This window comes from Nocardia sp. NPDC055002, assembly GCF_053608825.1.
In genome coordinates, this window is sequence record NZ_JBSGWE010000003.1 from 342,271 (window position 1) to 361,678 (window position 19,408).

At 67.7% G+C, this 19,408-nt stretch carries 17 protein-coding genes; 4 read left to right on the plus strand and 13 right to left on the minus strand.

Annotation, left to right across the window (positions count from 1 at the left end; translation table 11 throughout):
- Window positions 1–107: 107 nt before the first annotated feature.
- Window positions 108–1,484 (plus strand): ATP-binding protein, encoded by a 1,377-nt coding sequence (locus tag ACWF99_RS13885; protein ID WP_452536124.1) that lies wholly within the window; start codon window positions 108–110, stop codon window positions 1,482–1,484.
- 38 nt (window positions 1,485–1,522) lie between these two features.
- Here the strand turns inward: ACWF99_RS13885 and ACWF99_RS13890 are convergent, their stop codons facing one another.
- The 11 genes from ACWF99_RS13890 to infA form a co-directional block, all read right to left on the minus strand.
- Window positions 1,523–2,470, minus strand: a complete 948-nt coding sequence (locus tag ACWF99_RS13890; RefSeq protein ID WP_452536126.1) for a nitrilase-related carbon-nitrogen hydrolase — start codon at window positions 2,468–2,470, stop codon at window positions 1,523–1,525.
- A 168-nt stretch (window positions 2,471–2,638) separates the two neighbouring features.
- Window positions 2,639–3,589 carry an AraC-like ligand-binding domain-containing protein gene (locus tag ACWF99_RS13895; protein ID WP_378632352.1) on the minus strand — a complete coding sequence of 317 codons (951 nt, stop codon included), beginning with the start codon at window positions 3,587–3,589 and terminating at the stop codon, window positions 2,639–2,641.
- Between the two features lie 246 nt (window positions 3,590–3,835).
- Window positions 3,836–4,813, minus strand: a complete 978-nt coding sequence (locus ACWF99_RS13900) for an AraC-like ligand-binding domain-containing protein (protein WP_378632350.1) — start codon at window positions 4,811–4,813, stop codon at window positions 3,836–3,838.
- Between the two features lie 304 nt (window positions 4,814–5,117).
- A complete protein-coding gene (truA, locus tag ACWF99_RS13905) occupies window positions 5,118–5,930 on the minus strand; it encodes a tRNA pseudouridine(38-40) synthase TruA (RefSeq protein ID WP_378632471.1) in 813 nt (270 codons plus the stop codon).
- A gap of 91 nt (window positions 5,931–6,021) precedes the next feature.
- The gene (gene rplQ / locus ACWF99_RS13910) at window positions 6,022–6,534 is read right to left on the minus strand and encodes a 50S ribosomal protein L17 (protein WP_378661942.1); all 513 of its coding nucleotides are present in this window, start codon (window positions 6,532–6,534) and stop codon (window positions 6,022–6,024) included.
- A gap of 21 nt (window positions 6,535–6,555) precedes the next feature.
- Window positions 6,556–7,614: a DNA-directed RNA polymerase subunit alpha gene (locus tag ACWF99_RS13915; protein ID WP_056818293.1), complete on the minus strand. Its 1,059-nt coding sequence runs from the start codon at window positions 7,612–7,614 to the stop codon at window positions 6,556–6,558.
- Window positions 7,615–7,705: 91 nt separating this feature from the next.
- Window positions 7,706–8,311, minus strand: coding sequence for a 30S ribosomal protein S4 (gene rpsD / locus ACWF99_RS13920; RefSeq protein ID WP_378632347.1), 606 nt, complete (start codon window positions 8,309–8,311; stop codon window positions 7,706–7,708).
- A gap of 24 nt (window positions 8,312–8,335) precedes the next feature.
- Window positions 8,336–8,749 carry a 30S ribosomal protein S11 gene (gene rpsK, locus ACWF99_RS13925; RefSeq protein ID WP_019045110.1) on the minus strand — a complete coding sequence of 138 codons (414 nt, stop codon included), beginning with the start codon at window positions 8,747–8,749 and terminating at the stop codon, window positions 8,336–8,338.
- A gap of 9 nt (window positions 8,750–8,758) precedes the next feature.
- Window positions 8,759–9,130 (minus strand): 30S ribosomal protein S13, encoded by a 372-nt coding sequence (gene rpsM, locus ACWF99_RS13930; protein ID WP_067448181.1) that lies wholly within the window; start codon window positions 9,128–9,130, stop codon window positions 8,759–8,761.
- Window positions 9,131–9,310: 180 nt separating this feature from the next.
- Window positions 9,311–9,424 (minus strand): 50S ribosomal protein L36, encoded by a 114-nt coding sequence (rpmJ, locus tag ACWF99_RS13935; RefSeq protein WP_056818299.1) that lies wholly within the window; start codon window positions 9,422–9,424, stop codon window positions 9,311–9,313.
- Between the two features lie 145 nt (window positions 9,425–9,569).
- Window positions 9,570–9,791: a translation initiation factor IF-1 gene (gene infA, locus ACWF99_RS13940; RefSeq protein WP_003418601.1), complete on the minus strand. Its 222-nt coding sequence runs from the start codon at window positions 9,789–9,791 to the stop codon at window positions 9,570–9,572.
- 337 nt (window positions 9,792–10,128) lie between these two features.
- Here infA and ACWF99_RS13945 point away from each other — a divergent pair, with 337 nt between their 5' ends.
- Entirely contained in the window at window positions 10,129–13,194 is a 3,066-nt protein-coding gene (locus ACWF99_RS13945) for a nucleotide-binding protein (protein ID WP_452536128.1), read from the plus strand.
- Window positions 13,195–13,247: 53 nt separating this feature from the next.
- Here ACWF99_RS13945 and ACWF99_RS13950 read toward each other — a convergent pair whose 3' ends face one another.
- Entirely contained in the window at window positions 13,248–13,640 is a 393-nt protein-coding gene (locus ACWF99_RS13950; RefSeq protein WP_378632346.1) for a DUF4254 domain-containing protein, read from the minus strand.
- Window positions 13,641–13,921: 281 nt separating this feature from the next.
- Here ACWF99_RS13950 and ACWF99_RS13955 point away from each other — a divergent pair, with 281 nt between their 5' ends.
- Both ACWF99_RS13955 and ACWF99_RS13960 read left to right on the plus strand, forming a co-directional pair.
- The gene (locus ACWF99_RS13955) at window positions 13,922–14,731 is read left to right on the plus strand and encodes a GntR family transcriptional regulator (protein ID WP_378632344.1); all 810 of its coding nucleotides are present in this window, start codon (window positions 13,922–13,924) and stop codon (window positions 14,729–14,731) included.
- On the plus strand, window positions 14,728–15,327 hold the full coding sequence (locus ACWF99_RS13960; protein WP_378632343.1) for a GNAT family N-acetyltransferase: 600 nt from the start codon (window positions 14,728–14,730) through the stop codon (window positions 15,325–15,327). The genes ACWF99_RS13955 and ACWF99_RS13960 overlap by 4 nt, the downstream gene beginning before the upstream one ends.
- Before the next feature lie 8 nt (window positions 15,328–15,335).
- On the opposite strand, the gene eccCa is transcribed toward ACWF99_RS13960, so the two are convergent.
- Window positions 15,336–19,403, minus strand: coding sequence for a type VII secretion protein EccCa (gene eccCa / locus ACWF99_RS13965; protein ID WP_452536132.1), 4,068 nt, complete (start codon window positions 19,401–19,403; stop codon window positions 15,336–15,338).
- Between the last annotated feature and the right edge of the window lie 5 nt (window positions 19,404–19,408).

A 19,408-nucleotide genomic window follows, 5' to 3' on the forward strand; every position in this document is an offset into this window, starting at 1 on the left:
ACAGCACCCGACACACGTGCGCGCGGTACCGGAAGACGTGACCGGGCCGTGTTTACTGGTGGTTGCCAGCAGGATGCTCGTCGACGCGCCACCGGGAGGACACATCCATGTCTGCCGAATCCGCTGTCCTGTCCGTGCGCTCCGAGGACGGCCGCTCGTTCGTCGTCGAGAACGCCGCGGCCAGCTCCTTCCCCGCCGGATCCCTGATCGTGGTCAGTTGCGCGGGGCGCAGGCAGCTCGGGCTGGTCGAGGAGCGTACGGCGACCGTGCCCGTCGGGTTACGCGGCAGGTTGATCGGCGAACTCACCGATGACGGGATCGACACCAGAGCCAGTCACGCCTTCGACGGCGGGGAGATCGGCCCCGCCGATCGCGACACCGTCGCCGCGCTCCACCACACCACCGGCGCCGAACTCGAGGTCGGCGTGAGTCTGTCGGCGCCCGGCGGCCCCGCCCGACTGCTCCCCACCCGCTTCAACCGGCACACGTTCTGGTGTGGCCAGAGCGGTTCCGGCAAGACCTACGCGCTCGGCGTCGTCCTCGAGCAGCTGATCGCGCACACCGCGCTGCCGATCGTCATCTTCGACCCGAATTCCGATTTCGTCCGCATCGGCGAGGTGATCCCCGGCGCCACCGGCCCCACCGCGCAGGCCCTGCGCGAGCGCGATATCCGCGTCCTGCGACCGAAATCGGAGCCACCCGGTCGCCTGCGGGCGAAGTTCATCGACATGCCCTTGACCTCGAAGGCCGCTGTGCTGCAGCTGGATCCGGTGGCCGACAGGGAGGAGTTCAACGAACTGATCCATCTGTCGTCGGCGATGTCCGGCGAAGTCCACGATGTCCTGGACAACCTGCGTGCCGTCGAGAACACGGCTCGCCGCCGACTCGCGATGCGCGTGGAGAATCTGGGACTGCTCGACTGGGAGGTCTGGGCGGGAACCGACCAGGCGGTCACCGAGATCGTCGCCGATCGCCCCGATGTGACGGTCCTGGATCTCGGCGGATTCTCTACGCCCGCACAGCAACTCGTCGTCGCCTTGTCGCTGCTCGACGATCTGTGGGCCAAACGCGAGGAACGCCGCCCGGTTCTGCTGGTGATCGACGAAGCGCACAACCTCGCCTCGCCCCGGCTCGAATCGCCGGTGGCCGTCGCCGTGCGCGAGCGGTTGATCCAGATCGCCGCCGAGGGGCGCAAATTCGGTCTGTGGTTGCTGCTGTCGACACAGCGCCCGTCAAAGGTGCACCCCGGCATCATCTCTCAGTGCGACAACCTCGCCTTGATGAAGATGACCTCCCCATCCGACCTGGAGGAACTCGGCACCTACTTCGGCTACGCGCCGAGCGGCCTGCTCGCCCAGGCGCCCTGGTTCCGACAGGGTGAGGCGTTGCTGGCGGGCGGATTCGTCCCGACGCCCGCCCTGGCCAAGGTGAACGCCCGGCTGACCCGTGAAGCGGGCGCCGATGTCTCGGTGCCGCTGCGATGACGTCCGGCTTCGTCGCACTGTGGTTCGCGGCCGTCGCCTCAGGCCCCCGCGAGGCCGACGCGCACCGGCTCACGCCGCACGATCCGACCGCTCGGCCCCCGGACCGGCAAGCGCTCACCGCGGGGCGCGGCCGCGGCGGCCGGGCGCACGGTGCGGCCGAGATCTAGATCGGCGTAGAGCAGTCCCTCTTCGCCTTCCGCCAGCGGTGCGGCGAGTTCGAGTCCACCGGGACCGAAGATTCGCGAGAGGCCGCCACCACCACGCAGCAGGCGCCGCTCCGGCATCCGCGCGTCGACGACCTCCCAGCCTGCCACCGGCACGACCGCGACGGGCGCGACGACATGGGTCGATCCGTCCATCGCGTAGCGAACGCTGGCAGCGGTATTGAGGTCGGGCCCCCATTCCTTGCCCTCCCCGTAGTACACGGTGAAGCCCGACCAGGCGGCGACGTGGAGCTGCTCGCGCTGATCGTGCATCTGTCCACGCAGGTCGGCGCGGAGATGATCGGCGCCGCCGAGGACGCCGATCCGGCCGTGCACGGTGTCACGAACCAGCGGTCCCCCACCGGGCGAGGCATTGAAGACAGTGCGCTCGAGCCCGGTCGGTTCCGCCTTGCGAGCGACGGCGATGGTGCCGTCGGCATCGATCAACGCCTGGGACATGAAGACCTCGTGTCCGGCCCGCTCGGCGAAGCCGATCGAAACGTGCACGCCCGTGCGCCGGGCGGCGTACGCGATGGCACGCAGTTCGGGACCGTCGGCGGTCAGCGCGTTGGCCAGATACCTGGCCAGGAATTCCTCACCCCAATCGACCGAATTGAGCCACATCCACCACGGGAATCCGGGCAGGAATGTCTCCGGAAAAGCGATCACTTGCGCGCCGCCGCGTTCGGCCGACGCGATGTATTCGATTGTCTGTTCGACTCCGGCAGACAGATTCAACCACTTCGGCTCGGCTTGCACCGCTGCCACGCGTACCCGACTCATCGTGCCCCCTTGTCCGCTCAACCAGTGAAGAGTGTTCAATTCACTCTCTCGCAGAATGGCGCCACACAAACTGTCATCCTGTGCCAGCCGACTGACCGTTTGTGCCAATCCGCCGATTGCGATGAGTTTCGCCGAGGTCTACCGAAATATCGCGTGAGAACGGCGGTATCAGATAGTCAGCGCGCTCGACGCGAGCATGCGGAATTCGCCGGGAGTCATCCCCGTCTCCAGCCGGAAGGCCCGGAAGAAGTGTCGTTCGGAGGCGAAGCCGGACGCGAGCGCGACCGTCGCCGTCGCGCGGCCGGGGTCGCGAGTGAGCAGGGTGCGCGCGCATTCCACCCGCATGCGCCGCAGCACGGCGCTGAGTCCGTCTTCCACATCACCGAAGAGCCGGTACAGCGTTCGACGCGATACCAGACAGGCACGGGCGATGTCGTCGACGGTCAGGCTCGGGTCGGCGCACCGGGTCCGCATGAAGGACAGCACCTGCTCGCGGGACAGCGCCTGCGCCGGCTGACCCGACGGGATTTCGCCCGAGGCCAGCCGGACCGCGGAGGCGAGCAGTTTGACACCGTTGTCGGCCAGGACAGTCGCATGGCCGGGAGCGCTCTGCTGGATGCGGGCCAGATCGCGAAAGAAGCCTGCGACCACCCCACCCGCGCTGTCGGCGGTGACCGTCACCGCGGTCGGCAACGGGGATCCGCCCGGGCCGAGCTGTTGGCGCAGGACCTCGAGTGGCGTCTGCACCACGACTTGCGCCCACGGACCCTCCAGGTCCCAGTGGTACGGGCGCGAGGTGTCGTAGAAGACCATGTCGCCGGGGCGGACCGAGGCCACTCGATCGTCCTGGTGCAGCAGTCCGGAGCCTTCGGTCAGGATAGAGACCAGGAGGAATTCACCGTCGGTCTTGGCGATCCCGCGAGGCGTGCGGCGGATGCGCTGGCCGCTCGCGCGGACCGTCGACAGATCGAAGCCGGGGTGACTGCTGCGCTCGATGCGGCCGTGGAAGGTGCCGTCTCCGCTCGGATCCGCCATCAGCGGGACGTAACTCTCCGACAGCAGCGACTCCCATTCGGCAAACGATTCACGTGCTCCGGCGCGGGTCTGCGCGATCTCCATGCCAACCACCTCGCTCCCTATCCGAGTCGAACAGCAAACAGTTGGCGTCGCACAATCGTCGGGCTCGCCCGTGGCCGAGCCTGCCAGATCAACCGTCCAATTTCCATCAACTGTTTCCGAATGGGATGGTTTGTCGACATCGGAAATGCGTCTAGCACCGCCGATTCCAGCGGATAACCGTCATGAGTCTTTCAATATGAAACATCCATGTGAGGCACATCACCTAACCCGGCTTGACGGAAATCGTCAGCCGATATCGGCGCCGGAACGAGCTACTACTCGGTATTCACCCGGCGTCATGCCCGTCGCCGCTTGGAACGCACGATAGAACTGTCGCTCGGTGGCGAATCCCGACGCGGTCGCTACCGCCGCGATCGAACGGAAGTCGCTCGCCACGAGCAACACCCGCGCCCGCTCCAACCGCATTCCGCGCAGGACCGCCCCGAGCCCGCCCTCGAACTCCGCGACCACCCGATAGAGCGTGCGCCGCGACACCCGGCAGCCGTCCGCGATCCGCTCGATCGTCAGTTCGGGGTCGGTGAAATGGGCGCGCAGATAGTCCAGCACCTGCTGCCCGTTCACCGCCGCGATCTGCGCCCGGCCGGGCCGCTCACCCGCCGCGATGGTGGCCGCCGCACCGAGGAGGTCGATGCCGCTGCCTGCGAGCACAGCCGCCGCCGCCGGATCGGTGCTGTGCAGCTGGGCGACCTGGCGGAAGAATCTGGCCAGCATGAACCCGACGCCGCCTTCCCCGATCACCATCCCGGCAGGCAGCACATCGGCACGGATACCCAGGTGGTCGACGACCTGCTGCCGGGGCACCCGAACCGTGAGATCCTCGATCAGGCCCTCCGAGCGCCACCGAATCGGCTGCGAGGTGTCATAGAAGATCATCGCGCCCGGTGCCAGCTCGACGCGGTTGCCCGCGTGCTCCACCTGGGCGTGGCCGGCGAGCACCACGCTACCGATGACGTGGAAATCGTCGGCCCTGGCGATATGCCTACGCGTACGGCGCAATTCGTGCCCCTCGGCGACCACCGTGCCCACGGAGATGTCCCCGAAGTCGGCCGACCTGATCCGCCCCTCGAACGGGCGCGACACGGTGGGCGCGATCGACACCTCGGTGATAGCGCCGGCGACCAGCTGTTCCCAGTGCGCGAAAGCGTCCGGCACCGCGATCTGCGCGGTCGAGCAGATCTCGGGAAAACCTTCGAACGACGTCATCGCCCGACGTCGCTATTCCAACGCGACAGGGCGCATGCTCGCCCCGAATTCAGCTGGCGCCATTCGTGTCTCCGCCATGATCGCTGCCACTCGTCGAATGAGGTGGCCGAGGAAGTATCCATCGTCTGGGAAATCTAGCATCGCCACCGATTACCACACCGATAACGTGAGCGCCACCACCACAACTCGGCGGCCGAGACAAGAAATTTTCCTTATTTTCTTCGAGTAGGGAAAAGTCTCGAACAAATATCGGATCGCCACTCGACAGTTCAGGTGTCACAAATTCGGTGAATGGATACGGCTATTAATCGCCGCAGCAACCGCCTTCGGGCACCGGTACAGTTCTGGATTCCCGGGTTTGGACATTACGTGCGGCGAGGTCGGCGTCGGCCGGATAGTCGACGGCGATGAGGCTCAAACCGTGGGCGGGAGCGACCGTCACCGAGCTGGAACGTGCGGTCTCGGCGAGCAGGGACGTAGTCCATTCGGGGGCGCGACGGCCCTCACCGACCGCGAGGACGGCGCCGACGAGGCTGCGGACCATCGACCAGCAGAAGGCATCGGCGCTCACGTAGGCGGTGAGCAGGTCGCCGTCACGTTCCCAGTCGAAGCGCTGGAGTTCGCGGATGGTGGTCGCGCCCTCGCGACGTCGGCAGAAGGCGGCGAAGTCGTGCAGGCCCAACAGGTTTCGTGAAGCGGCGCGCATAGCCTCGAGGTCTACGCCGGGCTTGCACGGCACCACCCCGCGCGCCTGCAACGGCTGGGCGCCGTAAGGGGCGGTGGTGAGCCGGTAAGCGTAGTGGCGGCGCATCGCGGAGAAGCGGGCGTCGAACTCGGGCGCAGCGGTACGGATTTCGGTGATCCGCACGTCCTTGGGCAGGAACTTGGCCATCCGGTACAGCAACTTGTCGGCATCGAACTCGGACTCGGTGTCGAAGTGCGCGACCTGTCCCTCGGCGTGCACGCCCGCGTCCGTGCGGCCTGCGACCGTCAGCTGCAGCGGCTCACGCAACACCTTCGACAGCGACTCCTCCAGCACGCCCTGCACGGTGCGCAACCCCGGCTGACGTGCCCAGCCGGTGAAATCGGTGCCGTCATAACTGATCCCGAGCCGCACCCGAGTCATGCCATCCTCCTGAATTCGCACGCGGAAAAGAACCGAGCCCGCCACCCACGAAGGGTGACGGGCTCGGCAGAACTCCTGAGAATCAGGCGTCCTTCTTGTCCTCGGTGGCCTCGTCGGCGGCCGGGGCGTCAGCCACGGTCTCGTCGGCGACGGTCTCCTCGACCTCAGCGGCCGGAGCCTCTTCGGTCTTCTGCGAAGCGGCGACGCGACGGGCCCGATCGGCCTCGTTGGTCACGGTCTTCTCGCGGACGAGTTCGATGATGGCCATCGGCGCGTTGTCACCCTTGCGCGGCAGCGCCTTGGTGATACGGGTGTAGCCACCCTCGCGACCCTCGAACGAGGGGCCGATGTCCGCGAACAGGACGTGCACGACGTCCTTGTTGCGGATGTCCTTCATGACCTCACGACGGTCGGCAAGGCTGCCGCCCTTCGCCTTGGTGATGATCTTCTCGGCGTAGGGACGCACCGCCTTGGCCTTGGCCTCGGTGGTCGTGATCCGACCGTGCTCGAAAAGCGCCGTGGCCAGGTTGGCGAAGATCGCCTTCTGGTGCGACGCCGAGCCGCCGAACCGGCGGCCCTTCTTGGGCTTGGGCATTGTGGGTTTCTCCTGGGCGTATTAAAGCTGTTCGGTTTCGGCGTAGTCCTGCTCGCCGCCGTCGGTATCACTGAACGTGCCGCTGTCGCTCCACGTTCCGGTGCTCGCGTCGTAACCCACCACGGAGGACGGGTCGAACGACGCCGGGCTGTCCTTGAGCGAGAGGCCCAGCGTGTGCAGCTTGACCTTCACCTCGTCGATGGACTTCTGGCCGAAGTTGCGGATGTCGAGCAGGTCCGACTCGGTGCGGGCAACGAGCTCGCCCACCGTGTGCACACCCTCGCGCTTGAGGCAGTTGTAGGACCGGACGGTGAGGTCCAGGTCCTCGATCGGCAGACCGAACGAGGCGATGTGATCTGCCTCGGCCGGGCTGGGGCCGATCTCGATGCCCTCGGCTTCGACGTTGAGCTCACGGGCCAGGCCGAAGAGCTCGACCAGGGTCTTACCGGCCGAAGCCAGCGCGTCCCGAGCCGTGATGGAGTTCTTGGTCTCCACGTCGAGGATGAGACGGTCGAAGTCGGTGCGCTGCTCGACACGGGTGGCCTCGACCTTGTAGGTCACCTTGAGCACCGGGGAGTAGATCGAATCCACCGGGATCCGGCCGATTTCCGCGCCGGTCGCCTTGTTCTGCACGGCGGGCACGTAACCGCGGCCCCGCTCGACGACGAGCTCGATCTCGAGCTTGCCCTTGTCGTTCAGGGTGGCGATGTGCATGTCCGGGTTGTGCACGATGACGCCGGCAGGCGGAACGATGTCACCGGCGGTGACGGTGCCCGGGCCCTGCTTACGCACGTACATGGTGACCGGCTCGTCCTCTTCGGAGGACACGACCAGGCCCTTGAGGTTCAGGATGATGTCGGTGACATCTTCCTTCACGCCGGGGACGGTGGTGAACTCGTGCAGGACGCCGTCGATGCGGATGCTCGTGACCGCGGCCCCCGGGATGGAGGACAGCAGGGTACGACGCAGCGAGTTGCCGAGGGTGTAACCGAAGCCCGGCTCGAGGGGTTCGATGGTGAACTTCGAGCGGTTCTCCGCCACAACCTCTTCGGTCAGTGTCGGACGCTGGGAAATCAGCATGAGGATCTACTTCCTGTTCAGGGCATCCGCTATTTGATGCCTCGTCAGTGATTGCGGGGGTCGCCGCGTAGCGACCCCCACCGTTAAGCGATTACTTCGAGTAGTACTCGACGATGAGCTGTTCCTGCAGCGGCACATCGATCTGCGCGCGCTCGGGCAGCTGGTGCACCAGGATGCGCAGGCGGCCGGGGACGACCTGCAGCCAACCGGGAACCGGGCGGTCGCCGACGGTCTCGCGAGCCACCTGGAAGGGCAGCGTCGGGAGCGACTTCTCCTTGACATCGATGATGTCGTACTGGGAGACCTGGAAGCTGGGGACGTCCACCTTGACACCGTTGACGATGAAGTGACCGTGGCTGACCAGCTGACGGGCCTGACGACGGGTACGGGCCAGACCGGCGCGGTACACGACGTTGTCCAGACGCGACTCGAGCAGACGGAGCAGGTTGTCGCCGGTCTTACCCTTGAGGCGGTTGGCCTCTTCGTAGTAACGACGGAACTGCTTCTCCATGACGCCGTACGAGAAGCGAGCCTTCTGCTTCTCCTGCAGCTGCATGAGGTACTCGGATTCCTTGATCCGCGCGCGGCCGTGCTGGCCGGGCGGGTAAGGACGACGCTCGAACGCCTGGTCGCCTCCGACGAGGTCGACGCGCAGACGACGCGACTTGCGGGTGATGGGGCCTGTATAACGTGCCATTTTGAGCTTTTTCCTTTCCCGCTATTAGACGCGACGCCGCTTGGGCGGACGGCAGCCGTTGTGCGGCTGGGGAGTGACATCGGAGATCGAGCCGACCTCCAGGCCGGCGGCCTGCAGCGAACGGATCGCGGTCTCGCGGCCCGAACCCGGGCCCTTCACGAACACGTCGACCTTCTTGACGCCGTTCTCCTGCGCCTTGCGGGCAGCGTTCTCGGCAGCGAGCTGCGCGGCGAACGGGGTGCTCTTACGCGAACCCTTGAAACCGACGTGACCCGACGACGCCCACGAGATGACATTGCCCTCGGGGTCGGTGATCGAGACGATGGTGTTGTTGAACGTGCTCTTGATGTGCGCGTGGCCGTGCGGGATGTTCTTCTTGTCCCGGCGACGCGACTTCTGAGTCTTCTTCGGGCCAGCGGCCCGGCTCTTCGGAGGCATACGCTATCCCTACTTCTTCTTGCCGGCGACGGTCTTCTTCGGACCCTTGCGCGTACGCGCGTTGGTCTTGGTGCGCTGACCACGAACGGGCAGGCCACGACGGTGGCGGATGCCCTGGTAGCAGCCGATCTCGATCTTGCGACGAATATCGGCCTGAACCTCGCGGCGCAGGTCACCTTCGACCTTGTAGTCCGAAGCCTCGATGTACTCGCGGAGCTTCGCCAGGTCGTCGTCGTTCAGGTCCTTGGAGCGCAGGTCGGGGCTGACGCCCGTCTCGGCCAGGATCTGGGTGGCGCGGGTGCGCCCGATTCCGAAAATGTAGGTCAGCGCGATCTCCATGCGCTTTTCGCGCGGGAGATCAACGCCCATCAGACGTGCCATGTGGCAGGTTCCTTAATGGTTGCGGAGGTCTGCTCCCCGTCCGTCCCCCCGTCTTTACAAAGGTGGGGGCACCGGCCTCCGTGCCGGTGGATGGCGCGCACAAGTGCGTGCGCGCTGGAACTGGGAGTGCTTCTTTCGGTCAGTCCGATCAGACGATCGGTGCCCGGTGGTGAGGCTGTATCAGCCCTGACGCTGCTTGTGGCGCAGGTTGTCGCAGATCACCATGACCCGACCATGACGGCGGATCACCTTGCACTTCTCGCAGATCTTCTTGACGCTCGGATTAACCTTCACGTCAGTCCAATCTTGTATTGGTCCACACAGGTGGTGTGAACACAGTTTTTCCCCAGCCAGAGGACTGGGGAAGTCTGGTGTGCGTCCCGTTGCCGGGACACTGTGCGACGCCGCGCGCCGGTGAGGCTCGCGACGCCGTCAGGCATCACTTGTAGCGGTAGACAATCCGGCCGCGTGAGAGGTCGTACGGCGACAGCTCGACGACAACGCGGTCTTCCGGAAGGATACGAATGTAGTGCTGCCGCATCTTTCCGCTGATGTGCGCGAGAACCTTGTGACCGTTCTCGAGCTCGATCCGGAACATCGCATTGGGCAGCGGCTCGACAACTCGACCCTCGACCTCGATGGCCCCGTCTTTCTTCGCCATATCCTCCGCGATCCCGGTTACGCTCAACCTGAGTTTGATGGCCGTCCGCGTGTGTGGCGTCGACCAAGAGCCCGTCGACATGCATGCGAACAGTCGGCGCATAGGTGCACCGCCGCTCAAGCTTACCGGGCCGGGCGGCCAGAGGCAAAAGTGCCCCGAACCGTACACCCTGACCGGGCCCCGTGCCGCACAATCGGGAGGCCTGCGAGCGCGCCGCCCTGAGCACGGTGTCCAGCCACCGGGCGGCCACCACGCCGTGGGGGTTGTCGCGTAAACTCACCGGCGTCGGAGAAGTGGGTCGATCAGATCGGGGGACCCTGGTGAGCGAGGCGTGCCGGTGAGCCGCAACAACGACAGCCTCCCCATGCTGCCGCCGTGGCTGTCGGAGAGCGACGTCACACAGGTCGGTTACGAGGCTCCGGTCGAGAACCTGCCCCAGGACGACGAGATCGACGACGCACCCAAACGCCGCCGCTTCATGGGCGGGCGCGGTGACGACGCGCCGCGCAAGGAAAAGGGCAGGCGCCGCCGCAAGGATCGCGAATCCGAGGAAGAGGCAGCCACCCCACGTCCGGGCGAGGCTGTCGACCAGCGCCGCCCCGCCGAGCCGACCCATCAGTCCGGTTCCGGCTGGTCCACCCCGCAGCAGCCCGCCGACCCGCTGATCCCCGGCCCGTCCCACCAGCAGCCCCGCCGCGAAGAGCAACCGCGTCCGCAGCCCACCTACGAGCAGCCCGCACCCCAGGCCGGCCGCGATGCGTCGCAATACCAGCAGCCACACCAGCAGGCCGCGCCCGCACAGCCCAGCGCCGGGTGGCAGGCTGCCCCGAACCCGCTGACTCCGCCGGTCAGCCCACCGCCGCCGGCCGATCCGGCGCCGCGACCGGACACCAGCGGTCCGTCGTCGATTCCGGGGCCCTCGGCCGCGGATCCGGCGCCGTGGGCCGGCGGTCAGGCGTCGACAGCGGCTCCGTGGTCGTCGGGTCGGCCACCGGCGGATCACGCACCGGCATCCACCGGTACGCCCCCTCCGCTCCCGCCCGCACCCATCAGCGGGCCTGCGCACGCGGGCCCGGCAATACCCGCGCCGATCAGCGAGGCGGTGGATCACGCCGCGAACGCGCTCCCCACCCGCACGCCCGCGCCACCGTCGACCGGCTTCACCCCGCTCGGCCCGAACCAGCAGCGTCCCGACCTTCCCCCGCCCCCTCCCCTGCCGGACCCGCCCGCGCGGCCGACCCAGGCCCCACCGCGCCTGACCGTCCCGCCGCAGCCGACCACCGCCGAACCGCGGCCGACCCCCGCCGAACCGCGGCCAGTCGCTGCCGAGCAACCGGACCCGGCGCCATCGCCGGTCACCGCGCGTGATGTTGTCGAACAACCCAGCACGGACGCACTGTCGATACCCGCGCCCGGCGAGGTCGAGCAGTCGGCCGATGTACAGCCTTCCTCGGCATCGTCGTTCCAGGAGACCGAGCAGGCCACACCGCCTCGTCCGTCAACCGCCGAGGTGCCCGAACCGACCACGGCGACGACCGCCGCGGAGTCCACCGAATCGGCGGCAACCGGTGCGCGCCACTCGGCCGACGGGCTGTCCGCGCCCGACGAGGACGCGATCGCGCCACGACACGGGTCGCCGTACAGCTCCGGCGAGTCCGTAGCTCCGCAGCAGCCACCGGCTACCGAGCAGCGGTCGCCGTACGCATCGGGCGAGCGCGTGCCGCCGTCGGCTTACCCCGCGACGCAATACAACCCGGTCCCCGGTGATCCGGCACCGGTCGCGCCGACGCATGCGCCGGATGGGCGGACCGAGGTGTACCGGTCCGACGATCCACGGCTACACGGCAGTGCGCCGGGTGAGCACGGTCAGGTGGGTCGGCAGGGTGGCACCGACCCCGCGGAACAAGCACGCGCCGCGCAGACCGGTTATCGCTCGGGTGAATTCGTGCAGGCGGCCGACACCGCGTCGCCGTATCCCCGCCCCGACGGCACCCCGGCCCAGCACCAGCAGCCCGACGGTCTGCCCACGTACGGTCCCGACGGCGTCGCCCAGCGGCCCGACGGCGCGGCACCGCAGTATCGGCCCGATGCCGCACCCGCGCAGCAGCCCGACGGCGCTCCCGTACCGCCGTATCGGCCCGACGGCTCCCCCGCTCCGCAGTATCAGCAGCCGAATCAGGGGGCGCAGCAACAGTTCCCGCCGAACGGTCCAGCACCGCAGTACCAAGCCGACGGCACGCCCGCGCAGCAGTACCAGCAGCCGCAAGGCCCCGGCCAGCAGTACCAGCCGGACGGCCCACCGGCACAGCAGTACAACCAGCCCAGCGGGCCCGGTCCGCAGTACCAGCCCGACGGCACGCACGCACAGCAGTACCAGCAGCCGAACGCGCCGCAGCAGTACCAGCAGCCGGGCAACTACCAGCAGGGCCACCAGCAGCCCTACGGCCAACCGGGTTGGGGCGCACAGCCACAGGGCTACCAGCCCTCGCTCGACGACGTCCCGGTCAAGCGCGCGAAGAAGGCCCCCGGCAGTGGTTGGCGCAAGGCCGTGCACCACGTGTCCGGCGGTGCGATCAACCCGGGGATGTCCGCAGAGGAGCTGCGCCTGCAGGAACTCGTGGCCCGGATCCGCCAGCCTGTGCGCGGCGACTACCGCATCGCGGTCCTCTCGCTGAAGGGCGGCGTCGGCAAGACCACCACCACCACCGGTCTCGGCTCGATCTTCGCCTCGATCCGCGGCGACCGAGTGATCGCCGTCGACGCCAACCCCGACTTCGGCACCCTGTCGCAGCGCGTCGCCATCCAGACCCGTTCGACCGTGCGCGATCTGCTGCTCGACCCGGCGATCCAGCGCTACTCCGACGTCCGCAGGCACACCTCCCAGGGCTCGAGTCGCCTGGAAGTCCTTGCCAGCGAGCGTGATCCGGCCGCGTCGGAAGCGTTCAACGACGAGGAATACCGGGCCGTGGCCCGCATTCTGCAGCGCTTCTACAACATCATCCTCACCGACTGCGGCACCGGTCTGATGCACTCGGCGATGAGCGGCGTCCTCGACCTCGCCCATTCGCTCGTGCTCATCTCCTCGGCCGCCATCGACGGCGCCCGCAGCGCCGCCGCGACCCTGGATTGGCTGTCCCTGCACGGCCACGACCACCTGGTCCGCAACGCGGTGGTCGTGATCAACCTCCCGCGCGAGGGCTCACCCAACGTCGGCGTCCAGCAGCTGCGCGAGTACTTCCTGTCCCGCTGCCGCGCCGTTCACATCATCCCGTTCGACGAGCACCTCTCCGAGGGCGCCGAGATCGACCTGCACCGCTTGCACAAGACCACCAAGCGCGCGTATGTGGAACTGGCGGCGACGGTGGCCGACGAGTTCGGCGTCCACCACCACCGGCTCGGCTGACACGCACGTCCGCGGTGTGCACCGCGGACGTGGTGTGCGGTCGAAGTGCTAGCTCACCACTCGGGCAGCCGCCTGCGCCCGGCCAGTACGTCACGCACCAGATCGTCGTAGGCGTCGGCCAGTTCGGCCAGGTGATGCCACGCGCAGTGCAGCATTTCGTCGTTGGCCGCCAGCGTCATCAGGGCGTGGTGCGCTCGCACGGAAGCCTCGGCCATGCGGTCGATGACCGCGCCGACGGTCTCCGTGTGCAGCGTGGCGCCGAGGCGGTGCTGCGGGATGGACCGCAACACCCAGTCGTCGATCGCCAGCACCAGTTCACTACGCCGGCAGTCGATTTCGCGCAGGACCACCGGATCGGTGTCGACTCGGCCCCCGCGCCCGACGATGCGTTTCTCGTGCAGCACGGCCAGATCGCGCGCGAACCACAGCAGCGGTCCCCCGACCACCCGATGTCCACGACACGCCCGGACGAGAATGTCGGAGAGGGGTAACAGACCGGTAGCTGCCGGGAGCCCGGCGGAATCGACACTCCGCACTGTGTCGGGGAAAGCCATGACAACTGTTGAACTCTCCGAACCAGCCACATTGCCTCGCCGTCATCGCCGCAGAGCACCGGATCAGGACGTTCATTACAATAAACCTCGCAAGCTTTCTGTCAAGCATTACTCGGCCGTAGGTAACCGATACGAGTACACTTCGTTACCTGCACGACCTACCGAGGAGCATGATGGCGGACGGTCCGACCTATCTCCGGATCGCGAACCTCCTCCGTGAGGAGATCCACGCGGGCACATGGAAACCGGGCGACCGGCTACCCAGCCACTCCGAGCTCGCCGATCAGATGCAGGTCTCGATCACCACCTCACGCAACGCGATTCAGGTGCTCGTCGCTGAAAATCTCGTCTACACAGCGACTTCCCGCGGCACCATCGTGCGCAACCAGGAAGTCCTGGAGTCGGTGGTCACCGACCACATCCGGCGCGATCGGCCCAGGTCGGCGCACGACATCTTCGAGGAGATCGCGCGCGCGGCCAACCGGGAACCGTCCAAGCAGTTCAGCACCAGGATGGAACCCGCGAACACCGAAGTCGCACGCTGGCTCGGTGTCGCCGCCGATTCCTGGGTGCTCGCGCGCACGGTCGTGCAGTACCTGGACAACGAACCGTGGTCGTGGGAGGTGAGTTTCTACCCCCGCGACCTCGCCGAAGCCGCGGGCATCGACTCACCACACGACATCCCCGAGGGCACCACCCGTCGCCTGGCCGACCGCGGCTACGGCGAGACCGCCCACCGCGACACCGTGCTGGCCCGCGCCGCCACCGCCGAAGAAGCGGCAGTGCTCGGCGTAGCCACCGGCACCGTCCTGCTCGACCATCTGCGCATCGGCGCCAACCACGAACGCGTCACCCGCGCCACCCGCCACCGTTCCCTGGCGGGCCGCAACCAGCTGGCCTATCAGCTCGGCGACACCACGGGCACCGACGTCATCGCCCGCACGTTGGGCATCGCACCCCGGTTGGCCGTCGCGCTGCCATGACGGTGCGCCTGCGCCCGGCCACCCTGGGCGACCTGCCGCTGATCTGCCGCCTGCGCGTCCAGCGCACGTCGTGGCTGACGGCACGCGGGTCGGATCAGTGGACGGTGGCGGGGCGCGGCCGACCGATCGAGATCTTCGCCGGGGCGGTCGGGCGGGCGCTGGATCGCGGTGAGACGTGGATCGCGGAGGTCGACAGTGAGCCCGCGGGGACGATCACGGTCAACCAGCGAGCCGATCCCGGACTGTGGTCGGCCTGGGAGCTGGCCGAGTCGGTGATCGTGCATTTCATGATCGTCGACCTGCGGTTCGCGGGTATGCAGGTGGGGCACCGGATGCTCGCCCACGCCGCGCGGCTGGCCGACCAGAAGCACCGGGACTGGGTCCGCCTCGATGCCTGGACCGCCAACCGCCACCTGCACGACTACTACCGCCGTGCCGGCTTCACCCTGGCCCGCATCGCCGACCCACTGACGACCGGCCCGTCCTGCGCGCTGTTCGAACGCCGCACCGACAGCTGGTGCGGTCCGCCGGTCCGCCGCGCGGCCCACCGGCGTTCCGTCCCGGCACTGCCGCTGATGGATCGCTTTCCCGGCTGACCGCGGGGTTACAGCGGTGGCAGGTCGGCGATGTGCACGAGTTCGATGCCCTGGCTCCGGGAGACCAGCGTGCCTCGGCCGGGCGGCATCTTGCTCGGGCGAACATCGCCGATCAGCTTTCCCTCGTCCCGGGAACCGCTCATGATCAGCGTCTGCACCGACAGGTTCTTCATCGCGCCGAGCACCGGGTCGTACAGCGCACGCGACGCGCCACCGATGCGGCGGGTGACGACCAGGTGCAGGCCGATATCGCGTGCCTGCGGCAGGTATTCGAGCAGCGGGGCGAAGGGATTGACCGATCCGGTGACCACCATGTCGTAGTCGTCGACGACGACATAGATCTCCGGGCCGGACCACCAGCTGCGTTCGCGCAGTTGCTGCTGGGTGATGTCGGAACCCGGAATTCGCTTGGCCAGGTAGCCCGCGACCTCGGCGATCATCGGCCCACAGGTCTGTGACGAGGTCGAGTATCCGGCCAGCTGATCCCCCTCGAGCACACCGAGCATGGTGCGCCGGTAGTCGATCAGGATGACCCGCGCCTCGGACGCGTCGGACTGTTCGGCGATGCTCATCACGATGTTGCGCAGCAGCGTGGTCTTGCCGCATTCCACGTCCGCGAAGGCCATGAAGTGTGGTTCGAGACCGAAATCCAGCACCAGCGGCTGCAATTCGGACTCACCGAGACCGACGACGACCTTGCTGCGGTCGAGCTTCACGCCCTGCCCCTTGGCGGTGGCGACGACCTCGTCGCGCGGGAAGCTCAGCGGCAGCATGCGCACCTGCGGGGCACGGCGTCCCGGATACAGCGCGATGAGCTCTTCCCGCGCCCTGGTGACACCGTCGGCGACCGTGGACGGGTCGGAGTCCGAATCCAGGCGGGGCAGCGCGATCAGCATGTGCAACTGTTCGCGGGTGAGACCGCGACCCGGCCTCCCGACCGGAACCTGGTGCGCGGTGCGGCGATTCATCTCCGAGTCACCGGGATCGCCCAGACGCAGCTCCAGCCTGGTACCGACCTGGTCCTTGACGACCGGCCGGATCTCGGCCCAGCGCGAAGCGCCGATCATCAGGTGGACGCCGAAGGAAAGACCCTGGGTGGCGATGGCATTGATCAGCGGTTCGAGGATGTCGAATTCCTCGCGGATGGCGCCCCAGCCGTCGATCACCAGGAACACGTCACCGAACTGGTCCGCGGCGAGCAGGTCGCCCGGCGCGGCGGTGGTCCCGTTGATCTGTCGCGCCTCGAGCGCGGAGAACTTGCGCCGGCGGAACTCGGCCATGGATTCGATACCGAGCTCGGCGAACCGTTCCTCGCGCTGCCGCATGAGGGTGGTGAGCTCGGCGATGGTGCGCCGGACCCGATCGCCGTCGAGACGACCGGCAACCGAACCGACGTGCGGGATCCCGACCAGACCGGCCATGCTGCCACCACCGAAGTCGAGGCAGTAGAACTGCACCTGCTCGGGCGTGTGCGTGGCGGCCGCGGCCAGGATGATCGTGCGCAAGGTGGTCGACTTGCCCGACTGCGGGCCACCGACCACCGCGACATTGCCCTGGGCGCCCGCGAGATTGATGGTGAGCACGTCGCGGCGCTGCTCGTAGGGCTTGTCGATGACACCGATCGGCATCCACAGCTGACCGTGCCGGTTCACCGGCGAACGCCAGTCGGGGTCGGGCAGCAGCATGTCGGCGGTCGGCGATTCCTCCAGCGGTGGCAGCCACACTTCGTGGGCGGGCCTTCCGTGCCCGGTCAGCCGCTTGACCACCACGTCGAGCAACGAATCCGGGATGCCCTCCTCGGCGCTCTGGCCACCGGGTGGGGGCGGTGGTGGGAGTTCCGGACGACCGCGCAGGATCGGGTCGGTCTCCTCGTGTTCCGGCTCGAGCTCCGCGGCTTCGACGGGGGCCGCGGTGAACACCACGGGCCGCTGCCCGCCGACCGGCGCGCCGTCGTCGTCGATGACCGTGCCGACCGGCGCGACATAGGAACCCGAGACATAGCTGGCGTTGAACCGAAGCGGTTCGGAGGCATCGCTTTTCAGGTAGCCCGCGCCGGGCACGCTGGGCAGGTGGTAAGCGTCGGTGATGCCGAGTACCGCGCGCGATTCGTTGGCCGAGAAGGTACGCAGACCGATCCGGTAGGACAGATGCGATTCCAGGCCGCGCAGCTTGTTCTCCTCCAGGCGCTGCGAGGCCAGCAGCAGATGCACGTGCAGCGAGCGACCGAGACGGCCGATCATCACGAACAGTTCGGCGAAATCGGGTTTCTGCGAGAGCAATTCGGAGAACTCGTCGACCACCACGAACAGCGCGGGTAGCGGATCGAGCGGAACGCCCGCCGCCCTTGCCTTCTCGTAGTCGGTGACGTTGGCGTAGTTGCCCGCCGAGCGCAGCAGCTCCTGGCGGCGGTTCATCTCACCGGCGAGCGCGTCCTTCATACGGTCGACCAGCGAGAGCTCGTCCTCGAGGTTGGTGATCACGGCCGCGACGTGCGGCAGCGAGTCGAGGCCGAGGAACGTGGCGCCACCCTTGAAGTCGACGAGGACCAGGTTGAGGGCATCCGGCGAGTGCGTGGTGACCAGCGAAAGTACCAGCGTACGAAGGAATTCCGACTTACCCGAGCCGGTGGCGCCGATGCACAGGCCGTGCGGGCCCATGCCGTTCTCGGCCGACTCCTTGATGTCGATCTCGACCGGCGTGCCGTCCGGGGTGATACCGATCGGCACCCGCAGACGTTCCCGCGCGGTTCGCGGTCGCCACACCCTGGCCGGGTCGATCTGGGCGGCGTCGGGAATGCGCAGCAGGGCCATCAGGCCGGGGTCGCTGGTGGTGCCCTCCCCCAGGCTGACGATCTGCGCGGCCGTCGCGAGCCGGTAGCGGGCGAGTGAGCGCGCGAAGGCCGCCGCCTCGGCCTGGCTGACCTCGTCGGCCGTGGCGAACCGTTCCACCCCGGCGGCGCTGCGCGCCGACACCGCGCCGTCGGCGACGACCAGTTGCAGGCCGCGGCGCGCCGCGAGTCCGTTCTCCGGCGCGGTCAGATCGAGCACGGTCACCGAGTCGAGGCCGGATTCGCTGATGGTGCGCTCGTTACCGCTGATGTAGCCGTCGTCGATCACCACCACCAGGTGCAACCGGCCCTGGGTGGGTTGCGGATTGCGCATGAACCGGCCGCGTTCCATCAGCTCGGCCTGCAACGCCGATTCGAGCTCGCCCAGCGAGGTGTACATCATCCGCGCCGAGCCCAGTCCGTCGCGCACCGACGGATGCTGCACGTGCGGAAGCCATTTCGCCCAGGCCCAATGCGTATCGGGATCGGCGCAGACGATGGCGACGACGAGATTGTCCGGCCCGTGGAAGGTGGTCAGTTCCATCAGCATGGCCCGCACCAGCTCGCGGCCCTCGTCGAGGTCACCGCCGATATTGATGGCGGGAAAGGCCCGCAGCGAGACCGCGGTCGGCAGTTCGTGCACCACCGAATGCGTGCGGACGAAACGGCGCAGCGCCACCGTGGACACCGGTTCGAGATCCTCGAGCGGGCCGGTTTCGGGCCGGGCCAGCTTGGTGGCGAGGCGGTGGCTGCCGACGCCGACTCGCACATGCCCGAAGTCGGGGTCGTTGGGGCGGCGCTCCCACATCCGCCTGCTACCGATCAGCGAGGGCAGATCGGCGGGTTCGGGATGACTCCAGCCGAGCGTCTCGAGCTGTTTGGTGCCGGTGGTGCGCACGTCCTTGCGCACCTGGTCGAGATACCGGAAGTAGTCCTTGCGTTCCTCGTTGAGCTCGACGGCACGCTTGGGACCACCGCCGCGCATGCCCGCCATCATGCCGACCATCGACATGAGCATCATCATCGGGAACATCATCATCATCGGATTGGCCAGCAGATTGCGGCCCATCGTGACCATCATCGCGATCATGCCGACCACCGCGACCACCATGATGACGGGCATCAGCTTCATCATCAGCGGCGACGGGATGGCACGCTGGATCTCCGGCGGCGGGGTGAGCGCTACTTCACCGCCCGGTGCGCGCGGCGGCGCGATCCGGGGGCGACGGACGAAACCTTCGGTTGCCATCGAAC